Origin of the sequence: Chromobacterium alkanivorans (assembly GCF_016937655.1) — a bacterium.
Classification (GTDB): Bacteria; Pseudomonadota; Gammaproteobacteria; order Burkholderiales; family Chromobacteriaceae; genus Chromobacterium; species Chromobacterium alkanivorans.
Window position 1 is genome coordinate 67,060 of record NZ_JAFHKL010000017.1, and the last position, 19,170, is coordinate 86,229.

General features: G+C 73.3%; 5 protein-coding genes. 1 reads left to right on the forward strand and 4 read right to left on the reverse strand.

Annotated elements, in window-relative coordinates:
• Positions 1 to 327: 327 nt before the first annotated feature.
• Positions 328 to 561, forward strand: a complete 234-nt coding sequence (locus JW897_RS22265; protein ID WP_048414436.1) for an MbtH family protein — start codon at positions 328 to 330, stop codon at positions 559 to 561.
• A gap of 47 nt (positions 562 to 608) precedes the next feature.
• Here JW897_RS22265 and JW897_RS22270 read toward each other — a convergent pair whose 3' ends face one another.
• The 4 genes from JW897_RS22270 to JW897_RS22285 form a co-directional block, all read right to left on the reverse strand.
• Positions 609 to 1,382 carry a glycosyltransferase gene (locus tag JW897_RS22270; RefSeq protein ID WP_205467679.1) on the reverse strand — a complete coding sequence of 258 codons (774 nt, stop codon included), beginning with the start codon at positions 1,380 to 1,382 and terminating at the stop codon, positions 609 to 611.
• Entirely contained in the window at positions 1,379 to 2,149 is a 771-nt protein-coding gene (hmlD, locus tag JW897_RS22275) for an SDR family oxidoreductase HmlD (RefSeq protein ID WP_048414391.1), read from the reverse strand. Before hmlD ends, JW897_RS22270 begins: the two co-directional genes overlap by 4 nt.
• Positions 2,146 to 13,092, reverse strand: coding sequence for a jagaricin-like haemolysin non-ribosomal peptide synthetase HmlC (gene hmlC, locus JW897_RS22280; RefSeq protein WP_476727393.1), 10,947 nt, complete (start codon positions 13,090 to 13,092; stop codon positions 2,146 to 2,148). The genes hmlD and hmlC overlap by 4 nt, the downstream gene beginning before the upstream one ends.
• Positions 13,089 to 19,170: non-ribosomal peptide synthetase (locus JW897_RS22285; RefSeq protein WP_205467681.1), on the reverse strand; the 6,082-nt coding region annotated here is incomplete at its 5' end. The genes JW897_RS22285 and hmlC, both read right to left, overlap by 4 nt.

Here is a 19,170-nt window from a genome sequence, read left to right on the forward strand (position 1 = left end):
CCTGATTTGATTTCGATTATTTTTTTCGGTCTGTAAAAATATTCAATTTGTGCGGTATATTCTTTGGCGGGTTTGTGGGTCGGTATTCTCCGATTTAAACAATTCCAATTAGAACCTGTTTGCGATCTGCTGCGCGTCGGCGATACGGCGTTGAAAACACCTTCGAAATGCTCATGTACCACTCGTACATTCCGCTTTCTCAGCTGTTTTCGCCTTGTCTCGCTCTAGCTCGCGAGATCGTAAACACGTTCTTCGCAATGTTTTGATTGGGTAAATTAATTTATTTGAAAACTGTCTTAATTTTCTAGCGACGGCATGGAGGTGGATATGACGCAGGACGCAATCAGCGAAACCCAATACATCGTGGTGGTCAATCATGAGGAACAATATTCGATATGGCCGGAATATCGCGAAATTCCCGCCGGCTGGCGTTCGCTTGGCGTCAGCGGCGGAGAACAGCAGTGTCTGGACTATATTGAAAAGAACTGGACGGATATGCGCCCGTTGAGCCTGAGGCAATTCATGCAGGAAAATCAAACGGCTTCCCCTTCCGATAATTAATGGTTTTTATGTATTGTTTTTAAAGTCGCCGCATTGCGGCGACTTTTTCATTGCAAGGGCAGCCGCCGCGTCAGCCAGGGCAGCAACAGCCGGTTCAACCGGGACAGCAGCCGGTGGCGCAGGCCCAGCCAGTTGAGGTCCATGTGATGGCGGGCGTAGCCGCCGTCGGGGTCGTCGGCCGGCGGCCAGGAACTGCCGTCCGGCGTGGGCGAGCCGGGCTCGAAGTAATAGCCGGGGCAGCACAGGGTGGTGACGTCGTCCAGGCAGCCGCTTTGCTGCACGCACCAGGTGAAGAAGCGCGGCCCCACGGTGACGGCGGTGCGCATCGCCGGCGATTCGCGCAGCCTGGCCGGCATCGCCGGGTCCAGCGGCGCGGACTGGCCGGCCGCCAGCCGGTTCAGCACGGTGTCCCACAAGGGGTGGCCGGGCGCGCTGCCTATCAGCGCGTTGTTGAAGCCGTGGGTGCGCGACAGGATCAGTCGCCGTCCCGGCAGCAGCGGGTCTATCGGCCGCAGGTTTTCGATGTCCATGTCGATGTAGAAGCCGCCGTGCAGCGCCAGGAACAGATAGCGCGCGGCGTCTATGCGCTGGATGTCGCGCTCGAAACCCGCGTAGCGGGCGGCGAACCACGGGTAGTGCTCGTCGACCAGCGCCTGCATGCCGGGCGCGTCCCAGAACACGAACTCCCAGTCCGGATGCCGCCGCATCCAGGCGTCGCGGTAGCGGCGGTATTTGTCCGGCAGCGCGGCGGCGCCCTGGTACCAGATCTGATGGATGCGGCGGGGAATGCCCGCCGCCGGGGTGGCGAGTGTCGGGTTCACGAGAAGGTGGCTCCGCCGTCGATGGCGATGATGCGGCCGTTGAAGTAGTCGCATTCGATGATGAATTTCAGCCCCTGCCAGATTTCCGCCGGCTCGGCCATGCGCCGCAGCGGCACCTGGGCGATCAGCTCCTCGCGGGTGGCCGGCGCCAGGCCGGCCGCCATCGGGGTGTCGGTCAGGCCGGGGGCCAGGCCGGCCACGCGAATGCCGAACGGGGCCAGCTCCAGCGCCCAGGTCCGGGTCAGCGCGTCCAGGCCGGCCTTGGACGCCGCGTAGTTGGACTGGCCGGGATTGCCGGCGCTGGTGACCGAGGAGACGTTGACGATCAGGCCCGGCGTCTTGAGGCCGGATTCGACGCGGGCGGCGGCGAATTCGCGGCTCAGCAGATAGGGCGCGGTCAGATTGGCGTCCAGCACCGCCCGCCATTGCGCGGTGGGCAGCTTGCGGACGAAGCCTTCCGCGTCCAGCCGCACCAGCCAGCCGTCGCGCAGGATGCCGGCGTTGTTGACCAGCAGATTGGCCGGCTCAGCGTCCTCGGACGCCGTTTGCAGAAAGGCGCGGACCGCGGCCTCCTGGCTGACGTCCACCACTGAGCCGCGCACCGCGCCGGGCAGGCCGGCGGCGTCTTCTTCCAGCCGGCGCAGGCCGGCGGCGTCCAGATCGGCGGCGTGGACCCGCGCGCCGGCGCGGGCCAGTTCCAGCGCGAAGGCGCGGCCTATGCCGCTGGCGGCGCCGCTGACGATGGCCTTGATGTGTTCCAGTTTCATTCTGCGGTTTCCATGGGGGTGGGTTGGGCGGCGGCCTGGCGCAGCGCGTCGCGCTCGGCGTCGGACATGCCGCGCAGTTTCAGATAGACGGCGGCGATCTTGGCGGCCAGGCCGGGCGCGGATTCGCGTTCGGCCAGCAGCGCGGCCAAGGCGCGCGGGGTCTGGGCGTGGAAGGTGGCGCGCAGCGGCAGCGTCTGCCGGAAGATCTTGTTGACGCGCACCTGGATGCGGGTGGCCAGCAGCGAATGGCCGCCCAGTTCGAAGAAGTCGTCGTCGGCGGCGATGCCGGCGCGTTCGAACACCTCTTCCCACAGCGCGCACACCGCTTGCTCCAGCGCGCCCTGGGGCGCGCTGCCGGCGCGGCTGGGCGCGCTCGCCGCCGGTTCCGGCAGGGCCTTGCGGTCCAGCTTGAGGTTGGCGGTCAGCGGCAGCCGCTCCAGGGCGACAAAGCGGCTGGGCAGCATATAGCCGGGCAGCGCGGCGGACAGCCGGGCGCGGATGCGCTGCAAGGCGGCCGGGTCGGCCTCGTCGCCGGCGCGCCAGGCGCCGCTGTCGTCCGGCACCAGATAGGCGATCAGCCGAGCGTGGCCTTGCGGGTCGAGGCGGACGGCGGCCGCCGCCTGGCGCACGCCGGGCAGCTCGCGCAGCCTGGTTTCCACTTCCTCCAGCTCCAGCCGGAAGCCGTTGAGCTTGGCCTGGCCGTCCAGCCGGCCCAGCACGCGGATCTTGCCGTCCGGCCGCAGGCAGGCCAGATCGCCGCTGCGGTAGACGCGGGCGCCGGGCCGGCCGGCCAGCGGGTCGGGGCGGAAGCGGGCGGCGGTTTGCGCCGGCGCGCCCAGATAGCCCAAGGCCAGGCCGTCGCCGCCGATGTGCAGCTCGCCCGCCAGTTGCGGCGGCAGCGGCTGGCCGTGGTGGTCGGCCACCCACAGCGTGGTGCGGCGGACGGCGTGGCCGGCCGGCGGCGGCAGTTCGTCGCCGTCGACCCGGTGCAGCGCGGACCAGATGGTGGTTTCGGTGGGGCCGTAGACGTTCCACAGCGTGACGCCGGCGTCCAGCAGAGCGCGGGCCAGGTCGGCGGGCAGCGCCTCGCCGCCGCACCAGGCGCGCAGGCCGGGCGCGGGCTTCCAGCCGGCTTCCAGCAGCATGCGCCAGCTGACCGGCGTGGCCTGGATCACGCTGGCGCCGCGGCGCGCGGCCTCGGCGGCCAGCGCCGGGCCGTCGCCGCCGGCGGCCGCCGGCGCGATGGCGACGGTGCCGCCGCAGACCAGGGGCAGCAGCAGTTCCAGCGCGGCGATGTCGAAGGACCAGGTGGTGACAGACAACAAGACGTCGTCGGCGCCTAAGCCCGGTTCGGCGCTGAAATGCCGCAGGATGTTGGCCAGCGAGCGATGGGCGATCTGCACCCCTTTGGGCCGGCCGGTGCTGCCGGAGGTGAACAGGGTGTAGGCCGGCGCTTCCGGGTGGAGCGCGTCGCCGGGCAGGGGGCTGTCGTCAGCGTCCGCCTCGGTCGGCGGCAGCGGTGCGGGCAGCGTCAGCAGCCTGGCGGACGCGGGCCAGCCGGCCTGGTCGCCGTCGACGAGGATCAGGCCGGGGCGGGCGTCCTCCAGGATTGCGTCGCGGCGCAGCGGCGGCAGCGCCGGGTCCAGCGGCAGGTATTGCGCGCCGGCCCACAGCGTGGCCAGCAGGGCGGTCAGCGCGCGTCCGTCCGGCGGCAGCGCCAGCGCCACGGTGTCGCCGGGGGCGACGCCGTGAGCGGCCAGCCGGCGCGCCAGCGCGCGCGCGCCGGCCACCAGCTGGCGGTAGCTCAGTTCGCCGTCCTCGGCGGCGACCGCGGTCTTGTCCGGGTTGAGCCGCGCGGCGGAGGCCAGCATGGCGAGCACGTTGTCGCCGCGTTCCGGCGGCGGGAAGGCGGCCGGAGCGTCCGGCTCGGCCAGGCGCAGATCGCCGACGCGGGCCGCGCCGTCCGCGATCTGCCGCAGCAGCCGCGGCAGCGCCTCCAGCAGCGCCGCAACGCGTTCCGGCTCGATGCGGCCGGCGTCGAAGACGCCGTCCAGCTCGATGCCGTCGGCGCCCGGTTTGACGTAGAGGGTCAGCGGATAGTTGGATTGCTCGCGCGCGGAAGCCGCGCCCACGCGCAGCGCCTGGGCGGCGTCGCCAACCGCGGCGCGGATAGGGTAGTTTTCATAGACCAGCACCGCGTCAAACAGCGGCTGGCGCGCGGGTAGGCCGCTCCAGCGCTGGATGTCCACCAGCGCGCTGGACTCGAACGGGACCAGCTGGCTCTGCGCGTCCTGCAAGCGGCGGAGAAAATCATCCACCGGCTGCGCGGCCGAGCAGTCGGCGCGCAAGGGCAGGGTGGCGATGAACAGGCCGACGGCGGCGTCGCGGGCGGGTAGCGATTCGGGCCGGCCGGACATGGTGACGCCGAACACCAGATCGTCGCAGCGGCCGATCCGGGACAGGGCCACCGCCAGCGCGCCCTGGAACAGGGTGTTGAGGGTGACTTTGCGCTCCCGCGCCGTCCGCCGCAGCGCGGCGCTCAGCTCGGCGTCCAGCCGCAAGGCATGGGCGCGCGGCCGGGCCGGGCCGCCGGCCGGCAGCAGGGCCAGATCGGCCGCGGCGGCGTAGCCGTTGAAATAGTCGCGCCAGAAGGCTTGCTGGGCTTGGCGGTCGCTGTGCGCGCGCAGCCATTTGATGAAGCGGCCGAACGACGGCGCCAGCGGCAGTGCCGCGTTGCGGCCCTGGCTCAGCCCGCGGTACAGGGCCAGCGCTTCGTCGAAGACCACGGCCATCGACCAGCCGTCCAGCAGCGCGTGGTGATGGGTCCAGACCAGCCGCCACGGCGCGCCGTTCCGGGTCAGCAGCGCGAGGCGCATCAAGGGCGGGGCGTTCAGATCGAAGCCGGCGGCGCGGTCGGCGGCCAGATAGCGTTCCAGCGCGTCCTGGTCCGGCGTTTCGCTGACGGTGAACGGCAGCTCGGGCGCGCGGTGGACCCGTTGCAGCGGCGCGGCCAGGCCTTCCCAGGCGAAGCTGACGCGCAGCGCGTCGTGCCGCGCCAGCACCTGTTGCCAGGCCTGGCGCAGCAGCGCCGGGTCCGCCGCGCCGTCCAGCTCGGCGACGATCTGTTCGATGTAGACGCCGGCCGGGCCGGCGGCGGCCTCCATCCGCGAGTGGAACAACATGCCTTCCTGCACCGGGGTCAGCGACCACAGGTCGACGATGTCGCCGCGCTGGCCCAGCGCCGCGGGCAGGCCGGCCTCGTCCAGCGCGGCCAGCGGGAAGTCGTCCGGCGTCAGCGCCGCTGTCGCGGCGTCGGCGTCCGCGTCCAGGCTCAGCAGCGCGAGCAGCCGCTGCCGCATTTGCCGGGCGAGGGCTTCCACTGTCGCGCGCGGCAGGGTGGCGCGGCCGTAGTTCCAGCGCAGCGACAGCTTGCCGTCGCTGACCAGGGCCACGATGTCGATCAGCCGCGGGCGCAGGCCGTCCGGGTCCTCCATCGCGCCGACGCTTTCCGGCGCCGGCGCCAGCGCGCCGTCGGCCGGCAGGCTGGCGTCGAACTGGCCCAGGTAGTTGAAGGCGATCTGCGGTTCAGGCGCGGCGGCCAGCGCGCGGGCGTCGGCGTCGTCCGCCTGCCGCAGCGCGCCGTAGCCGGCGCCGCCGGCCGGCACCGCGCGCAGCGCCTGCTTGGTTTGGCGCAGCAAGCGCTGCGGCGAGGCCTCGGCCAGGCCGGTCAGCGTCAGCGGGTACAGGGCGGTGAACCAGCCCACGGTGCCGGACAGGTCCAGCTCCTCGTCGTCGCGGCCGTGGCCTTCCATGGTCACGGTCAGCGCGTCGGCGTCCAGCCAGTCGCGCAACGCGCCCAGCGCCGCCGCCAGCAGCATTTCCTCGGCGCTGGCGCGCAGCGCTCCGCCGCGGAGCAGGGCGGCGGTTTCACCGCCGTCCAGCGACAGCTCCACGGTTTCGCTGGCGCCGTAGCGGTTGTCGCGCTCGGCCTCCGCCGTCAGCGGGACGCGGACCGCGTCGGCGGCCAGCCGCGCCTGGTCCAGCCAATAGGCGCGCGCTTCGGCGGAAGGCGCGCGCGGGCGCAGCGCCCAGTGGCCGAAGCCGACGCGAACCGGCGCCGCTTCGGCGCCGGCGAGCAGGCCGGCGAGATCTTGCAGCAGCACGCGCCAGGACACGCCGTCCACGATCAAATGGTGGATGACCAGCAGCAGGCGGCCGGCTTGGCCGTCGCCGTAGTCGAAGTGCACGGCCCGCAGCAGCGGACCGTGTTCCAGATCCAGTGCGCGCTGCGCCGCCTCGGCGCGGGCCTCGACGGCGGCGGCGCGTTCTGTCGCCGGCAGCGCGCTCAGATCGACGCGCTCCAGCCAGTCTTCCTCGCGCAGGGCCTCGCGCGGCGCGTAGCGCTGGCGCCAGCCGTCGGCGTCGGCGGCGAAGCGCAGGCGGAAGGCGTCGTGGTTCTGCTCCAGCCGCAGCAAGGCGCGGCGCAGCGTCGGCGCGGAGACGCCGGCGGCCACGCTCAGCAGCAGCGCCTGGTTCCAGTGGCCGGGGCGCGGCAGGGTCTCGATGCGGTCGAAGAACCAGCGCTGGGCCGGCGTCAGCGGCAGCGGCGCGCCGGGCGGAATCTCGGCCAGCGCGGCCTCTTGCCGCGCCGGGCGGACCTGGGCGGCCAGCTCGGCGATACTGGGGTGGCTGAAGATGTCGCGCGCGGCCAGCGCCAGGCCGGCCTGGCGGGCCTGGGCCACGATTTGCAGGCCGAGGATGGAGTCTCCTCCCAATTGGAAGAAGTTGTCGTCGGCGCCGATGTCGTCGCGGCCCAGCACTTGCCGCCAGATCGCGGCCAAAGTCCGTTCCTGCGGCGTGTCGGGCGCGCGGCCGCGCGTCGGGGCGGCCTCGTCGGTTTGCGGCGCCGGCAGCGCGGCGCGGTCGGTCTTGCCGTTGGCGTTGACCGGCCATTGCCGCAGTGCGATCAAGCGCGCGGGCAGCATGTATTCCGGCAGGCGCAGGCGCAGCGCCGCCAGGATGGCCGCCTGCCAGTCGCCGGCCTCGGCTTCGGGCGTCAGCCCGACGTAGCCGGCCAGCCGGTCCGCGCCGGAGCGGTCGCGATAGAGCGCGGCGGCGGCCTGGCGCACGCCGGGGCAGGCGGCGAGGCCGGCTTCGACTTCGTCCAGCTCCAGCCGCTGGCCGCGCAGCTTGACCTGGCCGTCGGCGCGGCCCAGGTATTCCAGCACGCCGCCCGGCAGCAGGCGCACGATGTCGCCGCTGCGGTACATGCGGCCGCCGGGCAGCGGCGACTGCGGGTCCGGCAGGAAGCGCCGCGCGGTCTGCGCCGGCTGGTCCAGATAGCCGCGCGCCAGGCCGCAGCCGGCGATGTACAGCTCGCCGCGCACGCCGGGCGGCACCGGATTGAGGCGCGCGTCCAGCACGCGGAAGGCGGCGCCGTCTATGGGCCGGCCGATGCCGACGGCGGCCGCCGGCGCGTCGGCGCGCAGGTATTCCGCGCTGGACGCGTCGATGGCGGTTTCGGTGGGGCCGTAGAGATTGACCAGCGGGATGTCCAGCGCGGCGTGGAAGCGGGCCAGAGTGGCGGCCGGCAGCGCTTCGCCGCCGACGAAGACCCGGCGCAGCGAGCGGCAGCCGGCGAAGTCCGGCGTCGACAGCAGCACGGCCAGCAGGCTGGGCACCAGTTGCAGCACGGTGACGCCTTGCTCGCGCACGGCGCGGATCAGGTAGTCCGGGTCGCGGTGTCCGTTTTCGGCCGCCAGCAGCAGCCGCGCGCCCTGGGTCAGCGGCGCCCAGAACTCCCAGACCGAGGCGTCGAAGCCCACCGGGGTTTTCTGCAGCACCGTGTCGTCCGCGTCCAGCGGGTAGCGGCGGTTCATCCAGGCCATGTGGTTGTCCAGCGCGGCGCGGCCGACGGCGACGCCCTTGGGGCGGCCGCTGGAGCCGGAGGTGAACAGCAGATAGGCCAGCGCGTCGCCATGGGCGGGCGCCGCGGGCGCGGCCGCGTCTTCATCGTTCAGCTCTGCGGCCAGGTCCGGCTGCAAGACGGCGCAGCCGGGCGGCGCGTAAGCGGCGGGATCCAGGCTGAGCAGCAGCGCCGGCGCGGCCTCGTCCAGGATTTCGCGGCGGCGCGCCTCGGGCTGGCCGCGGTCCAGCGGCAGGTAGGCGGCGCCGGCTTTCAGCGTCGCCAGCATCGCCGCCACCAGTTCGGGCGAGCGCGGCAGGTCCAGCGCCACCACCGCGTCCGGGCCGACGCCGCGCGCCAGCAACTGGCGCGCCAGCCGGTTGGCCTGGCCGTCCAGCTGGGCGTAGCTCAGCGTTGCGCCGTCTCCGGCGACGGCGACGGCGTCCGGACGTTGCCGCGCGACGGCGGCGACCGCCTGCGGCACCGAGAAGGCGGCGAGGCCGGCGGACGGCCCGCTCAGCGGCTGGGCCGCGGTCTCGGAGCGGTCCGCCAGCGCGGCGTCCAGGCAGGGGGCGTCGGGGTCGCGCGCCAGCGCGGCGGCGGCGGCCAGGTAGAGCCGGCCGATGGCGGCCACTTGCTCGTCGGGGAAGGCGGCGCGGTCGTAGGAGAAGCCCAGGGCGACGGAGCCCTCGGCGCGGCTGGCGCTGAAAGTGACCGCCAGCGGGATGTCGACGGATTCCTGGCTGCGGGTGTCCAGGACTTCCAGGCCGCCGCCGTCGTCCAGCCGGCGGTAGATGTGGAAGTCCACATAGTTGAAGGAGGTGTCGAAGCGGGCGGCCTCGCCCAGCTTGAAGATTTCCGCCATCGGGAAGAAGCGGTGCGGCAGGCTGGCGCCTTCCGTCGCCATGGTTTCCGCCAGCAGCGCGCGCCAGCTGCCGGCTACGCGAACGCGCAGCGGCAGGGTGTTGAGGAAGAGGCCCAGCGCCTCGGCGCCGTCGGCGTCGGCCGGGCGGCCGTTGCTGACCAGGCCGGTGACGATTTCGTCCTGGCCGCACAAGCAGGCCAGCGCGCGGGCGTGCACCGCCAGCAACAAGGTCTTCAGCGGCAGGCCGCAGTCGGCGGCCTGCCGGATCAGCGCCGCGGCAAGGGCGGCCGGCAAGCGCGTTTCCCGCGCGCCCACCCTGGCCTTGCCCGTCGGCGCGGCGCGCTGCGGCCAGCGCGGGACGGCGGCGGACGGCAGGCCGCTGAGCTGGGCGCGCCAATAGGCTTGTTGCGCCGGATCGGCCAGCGCCGCGCGCTCGGCGGCGACGAAGTCGCGGAAGGCGCTTTGCCGGACCGGCGCGGCGGTTTGGCCGCGCATGCGTTCGAACAAGCGGGTGCACAAGGTGGCCACGCTCCAGCCGTCCAGGATGGCGTGATGGATGGCCAGCGTCAGCTGCCACTCGTCGTCGGCCAGCCGCAGGCAGCCGACGCGCAGCAGCGGCGGCCGCTCCGGCGCGAAGCGCTGCTCGCTCAACTGACGCACCTGGCTGGCGACGGCGTCCTCTCTTTGCTGCGGCGACAGGCCGCGCAGGTCGTCGATTTCCAGGCTGGGCGTCAGATCGCGCCAGACCAGCTGCAGCGGCTGGGAGTAGCCGGCCAGCGCGAAGCCGGTGCGCAGCAGCGGGTGTTCGCGGCTCAGCTCCGCCAGCGCCTGGCGCAGGCGCTCCGGGGAGATGTCGGCGCGCAGCCGGTGGGAGAACACGTCGTGGTACAGATTGCGGCCGTCGTCGTATTCATTGTGGAACAGCATGCCGGCCTGCAGCCTGGCCAGCGGCAGCGCGTCTTCCACCTCGGGCGGCAGCAGCGCGCGGTCGGCGGCGTCTATCAGCGCGAACGGCGGCAGCTCCGCGTCCGGCGCGGCCGCGTCGCCGTCCTCGCCCATCGCCTCGACGATGGCGGCGATGGTGCCGTGGCGGAAAATGTCCTGGATGCTCAGCGGGCAGCCGCGCTCCTTGGCCAGCCCGGCGATGCGCACGCTGCGGATGGAGTCGCCGCCCAGCGAGAAATAATTGTCGTGGACGCCGACGCGCGGCAGGGCCAGCACCTGGCTCCAGATCTCGGCCAGCAGCTTCTGTCTGGGGGTGGAGGCTTCGACATAGGGCGTGTCCAGCGCCGAGCGCGCGCCTTGCGGCGACGGCAGCGCGCGCGCGTCCACCTTGCCGTTGAGGGTGAGCGGAAACTCGGCGAGCGCGATGAAGACCGCCGGAATCATGTGCGCCGGCAGCCGCGCGGCCAGATGGCGGCGCAGCGCTTCGGCGCCGGCCGCGGCCGGGTCGTCGGCGCGCAGATAGGCGATGAGCTGCTCGTCGGCGGCGACGAGGTGGACGTCGCGCACCGCCGGATGGCTGAGCAGCGCCGCGCGCACTTCGCCCAGCTCGATGCGGAAGCCGCGGATCTTCACTTGCTGGTCGATGCGGCCGCAGTAGAGCAGCTCGCCGTCGGCGTTCCGCCGCGCCAGATCGCCGGAACGGTAGCGCCGTTGCGCGCCGACGCCGGGAAAGCGCTCGGCGTTGAGTTGCGGGCGGTTCAGATAGCCGAGGCTGACGCCGGCGCCGCCGACCAGGATTTCGCCGGGCGCGCCCAGCGGCACGGGGTGGCCGCAGGGGTCGGCCAGTTCCAGGCTCAGGTCGTCCAGCGGCTCGCCTATCGGGCTGAGCTCGCCGCCGGCGTCGAGGTCGGCGGCGAGGATGCGGCGGAAGGTGACGTGGACGGTGGTTTCGGTGATGCCGTACATATTGGCCAGCCGCGGGCCGTCGTCGCCGTGCCGCTCCAGCCACGGCCGCAGCTCGGCCAGCCGCAGCGCCTCGCCGCCGAAGATCACCCAGCGCAGCGCGGACGGCCGCGGCAGCGGCGCTTCGCCTTCGGCGGCGATCGCCAGCTTGAACGCGGACGGGGTCTGGTTCAGCACGGTGACGCCTTCGCGGCCCAGCAGCTCGACGAAGGCGGCCGGATCGCGGCTGAGCTCGCGCGGCACCACCACGCAGCGGCCGCCGTGCAGCAAGGCGCCCCAGATTTCCCATACCGAGAAATCGAAGGCGAAGGAGTGGAAATAACTCCAGACGTCGTTCTCGTCGAAGGCGAAGTGGCGGGCGCTGGCGGAGAACAGCCGCAGCACGTTGCGGTGCGAGACCAGCACGCCCTTGGGCTGGCCGGTGGAGCCCGAGGTGTAGATCACGTAAGCGCCGTGTTCGGCGTCCAGCTCGGCCGGCGGCCGCGCCGCCGGCCTGGCGCCGCAGCCTATCTCCGTCAGCGACAGGCAAGGGTGTTCCGCCGGCAGCCGCGGCCTGAGTTCGGCGTCGGTCAGGGTGAGCAGCGCCTGGCTGTCGGCCAGCTGGTAGGCCAGCCGCTCCGCCGGATAGTCCGGGTCCAGCGGCAGGTAGACGCCGCCGGCCAGGGTCACTCCCAGCATGGCGGCGATCTGTCCGGCGGAGCGCGGCAGGCAGACGCCCACCCTGACGCCGGGCGCGACGCCGTCCCGGCGCAAGCGTTCCGCGATGGCGGCGGCCTGGGCGCGCAGCTGGCGGTAGCTCAGCGTGGCGGAGCCGTCGCTGACGGCGACGCGGTCCGGAAAGCGCTCGGCGGCGGCCAGGAAGGCGGCGGCCAGGGTGTCCGGCCCGCCGCAGTCGGCCGGAACTGCCGGCTGGATCGCGCTTGGCCGCACCAGGCCCAGCTCGCGCAGCGCGGCGTCCGGCCGCGCGGCGATCTGGCGCAGCAGCTCCAGGTAGGCTTCGGCCAGCGCAGCGGCCGGCGCCTCGTCCACCCGGGCGCGGTCGAAGCCCAGCTTCAAGCTCAAGCCGTCGGCGCCCGGCACCAGGGTCAGGGTCAGCGGATAGTGGGTGCGCTCGCGCTGGGAAACGTCGGAAATCCGGAAGCCCAGCCCGTCGGAGGGCAGGGTGTCGCCGATGGGGAAGTTGTCTATCGCCACCAGGGTTTCAAACAGCGGCTGGCCGCGCGGCACGCCGCTGTGGCGCTGGACTTCGGCCAGATCGCTGTGCGACAGCGATTGCAGCTCCAGCTGGCGGCGCTGCACCTCGGTCAGCCATTGCGGCAGCGCGGCGTCGGCCGGCACCGGCAAGCGCAGCGGCAGGGAGTTGATCAACAGGCCGGCCATGCCGTCCACGCCGGGCAGGTCTATCGCTCGGCCGGACAGGGTGAGGCCGAAGACCACGTCGTCCTGGCGGCTGTAGCGGCTGAGCAGGATGGCCCAGGCGCCCAGCAGCAGGCTGCCCGGCGTCACTTGGCAGCGTTCGGCGGCGGCGGCGAGGTCGCCGTCGGCGCGGTAGTCCAGCCGCATCTCGATCTGGCCGACGTCGGCGCCGGCCAGCGCGCCCGGCAGCGCCGGGCGGTCCAGGCCCAGCGGCGTGGGCGCGGCGACATCGCCCAGCAGGGCGCGCCAGCGGCCGGCGGCGGCGTCCTGGTCCTGGCGTCCCAGCCAGCCTAGGTAGGCGGCGAAGGGCGGCGGCGGCGGGGGCAGCGCCGCGCCGGACAGCAGCGCGAAATAATCGCGCATCAGGATGGGCAGCGACCAGCCGTCCAGCAGGATGTGGTGGTGGCTCCAGATCAGCCGCCATTCTTCCGGCCCGTAGCGCAGCAGGGTCAGCCGCATCAGCGGCGGCCGGTTCAGCTGGAAGCCGCGGCGGCGGTCCTCGTCCAGCAGCGCCTCTAGCCGCCGTTCGCGCCCGGCCGCGTCGTCCTGGCTCCAGTCGTGGACGGCCAGCGGCGCGCGCGCGCGGCGAAACACCACCTGGCGCGGCTCGGCCTGGCCCTTGGTGACGAAGGCGGTGCGCAGGATGGGGTGGCGTTCGGCCAGCCGCTCCAGCGCGTCGGCCATGGCGGCGGGATCCACCGCGCCGTCCAGCCGGCAGATCAATTGCTCGAAATAGACCGGCGAGCCGGGCGCGAACAAGGTGTGGAACAAGACGCCGCGCTGCAGCGGGCTCAGGGGCAGGATGTCCTGGATCTGATCTTTGAGGTTGGTTGTGCTTGTCATGTTCATTCGATGTCGGTGAGGTCGTCCAGCAAGGCGGCCAATTCGTTCTCTTCCAGCGCGACGCCGGCGAAGTCCGAGGTGTGGTAGGCGACGGCGGGCAGGCCGCCGGCGCGGCAGAGCGCGGCCAGTTCTTCCAGCGCCAGCCGGCACTGTTCGGCCAGCGCCGGGGTTTGATGCGCGTCGGCGTAGTCGAAGTCCAGCCGCAGGCGGCCTTGCTCGATGCGGGCGTTGACGGCGACGGCGTGCGGCAGCCGCTGGCGCGGGTCCTGCGCCGGCCCGGCTTCCCGCGCCGACAGCCGCGCGCGCAGCCGCGGCAGCACGCCGTCGGCGGCGTCGTCAAGCCGGCCCAGGTAGTTGAAGCTGAGCGGCCGCGGCGGCGCCTGGTCCAGCGCGGCGGCCCGGGCCGGATCGCCCAGATAACGCAGCACGCCGAAGCCGATGCCGCCGCCGGGCACGCCGCGCAGCGCGGTCTTGGCCGCCGCCGCCGCCGGCTCCCAGCCGTCGCCGGCCGGTTCGACTCGCAGCGGGTGCAGGCAGGTGAACCAGCCCACGCTGCGCGACAGGTCCGGCGCGGGGCCGGCCGCCGCGCCGCGGCCGTGGTTTTCCAGGTCCAGGGCCAGCGCGGGCAGGCCGCTGAGCCGGCGCCAGGCCAGGGTCAGCGCCGCCAGCAGCAGTTCCTGCGGCTGGGCGCGGTAGCGTTCGGCGCCGCCTTCCAGCAGCGCGGCGCTGGCGTCGGCGTCCAGGCTGATCGTCGCGCGGCGGCGTTCCGCGACGCGGCCGACGGCGGCGAGTCCGGGCGGGACGGCCAGCGGGGCGACGGCGGCGCGCCAGTAATCGAACTCGCCGTTCAGGGAAGGCGCGCCGTCGGCCAGCGACCTCGCCCAGGCCCGGTAGCTGACGGCCACCGGCGGCAGCGAGATCTCGGCGTAGTCGGCGGCCTGGCCGTAGGCCTGGTCCAGGTCGTCCAGCAGAATGCGCCAGGACACCACGTCCAGCACCCAGTGATGGGCGATCAGCAGCAGTTCGGCGTGGCCGTCCGGGCCGGCTTCGACCAGGACGGCGCGCAGCAGCGGGCCTTGCTCCAGATCCAGCGAAGCCTGCAAGCGCGCGCCGTGTGCTTGCAGCTCCGCCTCGCGCTCGGCCGACGTTGTCGCCCGCAGCGTCAGCGTCTCAAGCTGCGGCGCGGCGCGCGGGCCGTAATGCTGGCTCCAGACGCCGTCGGGGCCGCGGCGCAGCCTCAGGCGCAGCGCGTCGTGCCGCAAGGCCGTCGCGGTCAGCGCCGCCTGCAAGGCGGCCGGGTCCACGGCGGCGTCCAGGCTCAGCCGCAGGCTGAGGTTCCAGTGCTGCGGCGCGGGCCAGTCTTGTTGCAGGAACCAGCGCTGGATGGGCGCCAGCGGCACCTCGGCCTGTTCCGGCTCCTCGATGTGCGCCCGCCGCGCGGCGACGCCGGCCGCCGCGGCCAGCCCGGCCACGGTGGGATGGGCGAACAGCGCGCGCGGCTCGATGTCGAAGCCGGCCTGCTTGGCGCGCGAGACGATCTGCAGCGCCAGGATGGAGTCGCCGCCGGCGGCGAAGTAATTGTCGTGCACGCCTATGCCGTTCCGTCCCAGCACCGCGCGCCAGATCTCCAGCAGCGCGGCCTCGGCCGGGTTCAGCGCCTGCTCCGCGTCCGGCGAGGCCGGCGCGGCCTCTTCCGGCGGCGGCAGCGCCGCGCGGTCTATCTTGCCGGCCGGGGTCAGCGGCCATTGCCGCAGCTGCACGATGGCCTGCGGCAACTCGTGGGCCGGCAGCCGGGCGGCCAGGTGCGCGCGCAGCGCGGCGGCGTCGGTTTCGGCCTCCGGCTTGAGCCGCGTGTAGGCCACCAGCTGGCTGCGCTCGCCGTCCCGGCGGATCAGCGCCAGCGCCTCGTCCACGTCGGGGTGGTCGTTCAGCGCGGCGGCCACGCCGTCCAGCTCGATGCGGTAGCCGCGGAGCTTGACCTGGCCGCCGGCGCGGCCGAGGAAGCGGATGCCGCCGTCGGGCAGGTATTCGCCCAGGTCGCCGCTGCGGTACAGCCGCGCGCCGGGCAGGCCGGACACGGCGTCCGGTACGAAGCTGGCGGCGGTGCGGCCGGGCTGGCCGATATAGCCGCGCGCCAGCGCCTCGCCGCCTATGTGCAGCTCGCCGGGCACGCCGGGCGGCACCAGGCCGCCCCAGCGGTCCAGCAGATAGAGGCGGACGCCGGCCATGCCGCGGCCTATGGACGGCAGCGGTTCGACGGCGTCGCAGGCCTGGATGCTGGCGCAGACCGTGGTTTCGGTTGGGCCGTAGGCGTTGAGCACGCGGCGGGCGGCGGCCCAGCGCGCCAACAGGCCGGGCGCGGCCGCTTCGCCGGCGGCGATCAGGGTGCGCAGGCCGGGCAGCTCGCTCTCGTCCAGCGCCGCCAGCAGCGCCGGCGGCAGGGTGGCGTGGCTCAGGCCGTGGCGCAGCGCGGCGCGGCGCAGCGCGCCGGCCGGGTCTTGCGCCGCGTCGGCGTCCGGCAGGCACAGGGCCGCGCCGCTGCCCAGGGCCATGAAGATTTCCGATATCGAGGCGTCGAAGCTGAGCGGGGCGAACTGGTAGACCCGGCTGGCGGCGTCCACCTGGAAGGCCGCGCATTGGGCGCGGCACAGATTGGCGATGCCGCGGTGGCTGACGCCCACGCCCTTGGGCCAGCCGGTGGAGCCGGAGGTGTAGATCAGGTAGGCCAGGTTGTCGATGGCGGCGGCGCAGGGCGGCGCGGAGTCGGGCGCGTCGACGGCCTCGTCCAGCAACAGCAGGCGCGCCGGCAGCCGGCTCAGCATGGGTAGCCGGCTGGATTCGCTGAGCAGGACGGCGGCGCCGCTGTCGGCCAGCATGTAATCCAGCCGCTCGGCCGGATAGGCCGGGTCCAGCGGCAGGTAGACCGCGCCGGCCTTCAGCGTGGCCAGCAGCGCGGTCACCGCGTCCGCGCCGCGCGGCAGCAGCACGCCCACCACGACTTCCGGACCGGCGCCCAGCGCTTGCAGCCGGTGGGCCAGCCGGTTGGCGCGGGCGTCCAGCCCGGCGTAATCGAGCGCGCCGTTCTCGTCCAGCAGGGCGGCCGCGCGCGGCGAGGCGGCGGCCTGGTCTTCGAACAGGCGCTGCGCCAGCTGCGGCGGCGCCAGCGACGGCTGGGCGGCGTCGGCTATCCGCGCCCGCCGCGCTTCGGCCGGCAGCAGCTCGATGGAGGCGAGAGCGGCGTCCGGCGCGGCGACGATGCGTTCCGCCACGGCGAGCCAGCGTTGCAGCAACTCCTCGGCCGCCGCGTCGGCGACGCGGCTGCGGTCGAAGGTGAGCTTGACGGTAAGGGCCGCGCCCGGAATCACGGCCAGCGTCAGCGGGTAGTTGGTGTGTTCGCTGAAGCGCGGGGTTTCAAAGCCCAGGCCGGCCGCTTCGTCGCGCAGCATTGCGTCGGCGGGGTAGTTCTCGAAGACCAGCAGGGTGTCGAACAACTGGGCGTTGTCGCGGCCGGCCCAGCGCTGGACGTCCACCAGCCGGTTGTGGGCGTAGTCCTGCACCCGGGCTTGATTGGCCTGCATCTGGGCCAGCAGCGCGCGCGCGCTGGCGGCCGGGTTCAGCCGCACCCGCAAGGGCAGGGTGTTGATGAACAGCCCTATCATCTCGTCTATGCCGGGCAGATCGCCGTTGCGGCCGGACAAGGCGCTGCCGAACACGATGTCCTCGCCGTGGCCGCTGCGCGCCAGCGTCAGCGCCCAGGCGGCCTGGAACAGGGTGTTTAGCGTGCTGGCGCAGGCTTGCATCGCGGCGGCGGCGCGCGCGCTCCATTCCGGCGACAGCCGCAGCTCGCGCTCGACAAACTCCGCGCCGCCGCCGGCGGAGCCGGCCAGCAGAGTGGGTTGTTCCAGTCCGGAAAAATAGCGGCGCCAGAAGCGCTCGTCCGAGCGGGCGCGGCGGCCGGCGCGGTCCAGCCAGCCTATATAGGCGGAGAACGGCCGCGCCGGCGGCAGGGCCGGGGTTTCGCCATGGCTGAGCGCGCGGTACAGCGTCAACAGCTCGCGGAAGAACAGCGGCAGCGACCAGCCGTCCAGCAGCAGGTGGTGGTAGCTCCAGATCCAGCGCCAGCGCCGCTCGCCCAGGCGGATCAGCGCCAGCCGCATCAGCGGCGCGGCGTCCAGCGCGAACGGCCGCGCGGCGTCGGCGGCCAGGTAGTCGGCCAGCGCGGCTTCGGGGTCGGCCAGGCCGGACCAGTCCAGCCGGCTGATAGGCAGCGGCGCCGCGCGCATCGCCGCCTGCAGCGGCTGGGCCAGGCCCCGCCAGTGGAAGCTGGAGCGCAGCAGCGGATGGCGCGCCAGCATCGCGCGCCAGGCCTCGGCGAAGGCGTCCGGGTCCAGCGCGCCGTCGACCACGCTGCTGAGCTGCTCCAGGTAGGCGCCGTCGGCGGCGTCGGCCACGCTGTGGAACAGCATGCCCTGTTGCAGCGGCGACAGCGGATAGAGGTCGTCGAAGGGGCCGACGCGGCGCGCCAGCTCGTCGACGGCGGCCTGCTCCAGCCGCGCCAGCGGGTAGTCGGCGGCCAGCAGCGGCGCGGCTTCGATCTCGTCCAGCGCCAGCGCCAGTTCGCGGGCGAAGGCGTCGGCCCAGCCGGCGACGCTGGCCGCTTCGAACTGACCGCCGGCGTAGCGCCAGTCCACGCGCAGCCTGCCGTCCAGCACCACCAGCACCAGATCCAGCGCGAAGGGGCGCAAGTTGGCGGCGGCGCGCTCGTCGGCGATCAGTTCCGGCCGCAGTTGAAAGCGCTCGTTGTCCAGCGCGCGCGGCGCGCCCAGGTAGTTGAAGCTGATTTCCGGCAGGCCGGCCGCGTCCAGCTGCCGGCGCGCGTCCCGGTCCGGTCCCAGCCAGCGCGCCTGGCCGTATTCCGGCGCGATGGGGGTCAGCCGCGACAATGGCGCGGCGATGGCGGCCAACAGCTCGGCCGCGCCGGCGGAGGCGGCGTCGCCGGCCACGCTCAGCGGATACAGCGCGGTGAACCAGCCCACGGTGCGCGACAGGTCCAGGCCGGACTCGGCGTCGCGGCCATGGTGTTCCATCGTCACCGCTAAGCGCGGCGCGTCGAGCCGGGGCGCCAGCGCGCGCCACAGCGCCAACAGCAGCAGCGCGCCGACGCGCTGGCCGGCGGCGCGGGCGCCGGCGCGCAGCAGGCGGCCGGTCAGGGCTGTGTCCAGTTCGCGGCTGAGCAGCCGCGAGCCGGCCTCGGTATTGGCCGCCGGCGTCGCCGCGTCGCGTCGCAGCGTCGGGAAGCCGGCCGCTGCCTGGCTGAGCCAGGGCGTCGGGTCCGCTTCGGCGGCGTCGGCTCTTTGCCGTTCCGCCCAGCGGCGCCAGTTGGCCGGCACGGCGGCGAGCCGCGGCGTTTCGCCGCGCGCCAGCGCGTCCAGCGCCTGGCCCAGATCGTCCAGCAGAATGCTCCAGGACACTGCGTCCACCGCCAGATGGTGGACGATCAGGACCAGCAGCGGCGCTTGCCGGCCGCGGCGGAGCAGCAGCGCGCGCGCCAGCGGGCCGGCGCTTGGGTCCAGCTCGCGCTGGGCCTGCTCTATTGCCGCACGCGCCGCCTCGTCGCTCTCGTCCGCCAGTTCCTGTTCGCGGCAGGGCCAGCCGCCGGTTTCGTCGGCCAGTGCCGGGTCCGGCGCGAAGCGCAGGCGGAAGGCGTCGTGGCGCGCGGCCACGGCGTCGAGCGCGGCTTGCAGCCGGGCCGGGTCCACGGGGTGGTTCAGTTGCAGCGCCAGCGCCTGGTTCCAGTGCCGCGGCTCGGCCAGGTCCAGGCCGGCGAACCAGCGCTGGATCGGCGTCGCCGGCAGCGGGCCGGCGGCGGAAGCCTCCTCCTCGGCCGCCGCCGTGTTCAGAATAGCGGCCAGCTGGCGGATGCTGGGTTCCAGCAGCAGCTGGCGCGGGCTCAGCGCCAGACCTTGCGCGCGGGCGCGGGCGACCACTTGCAGCGAGAGGATGGAATCGCCGCCCAGGGCGAAGAAATTGTCGTCGATGCCGGGAGCGGGCACGGCCAGGACCTCGGCCCAGATTCGGGCCAGT

What these genes read in the sequence shown, in the direction of transcription:
- hmlC (WP_476727393.1), bottom strand. Translation starts at nt 13,092, where the DNA reads ATGAACATGACAAGCACAACCAACCTCAAAGATCAGATCCAGGACATC.
- JW897_RS22265 (WP_048414436.1), top strand. Translation starts at nt 328, where the DNA reads ATGACGCAGGACGCAATCAGCGAAACCCAATACATCGTGGTGGTCAAT.
- hmlD (WP_048414391.1), bottom strand. Translation starts at nt 2,149, where the DNA reads ATGAAACTGGAACACATCAAGGCCATCGTCAGCGGCGCCGCCAGCGGC.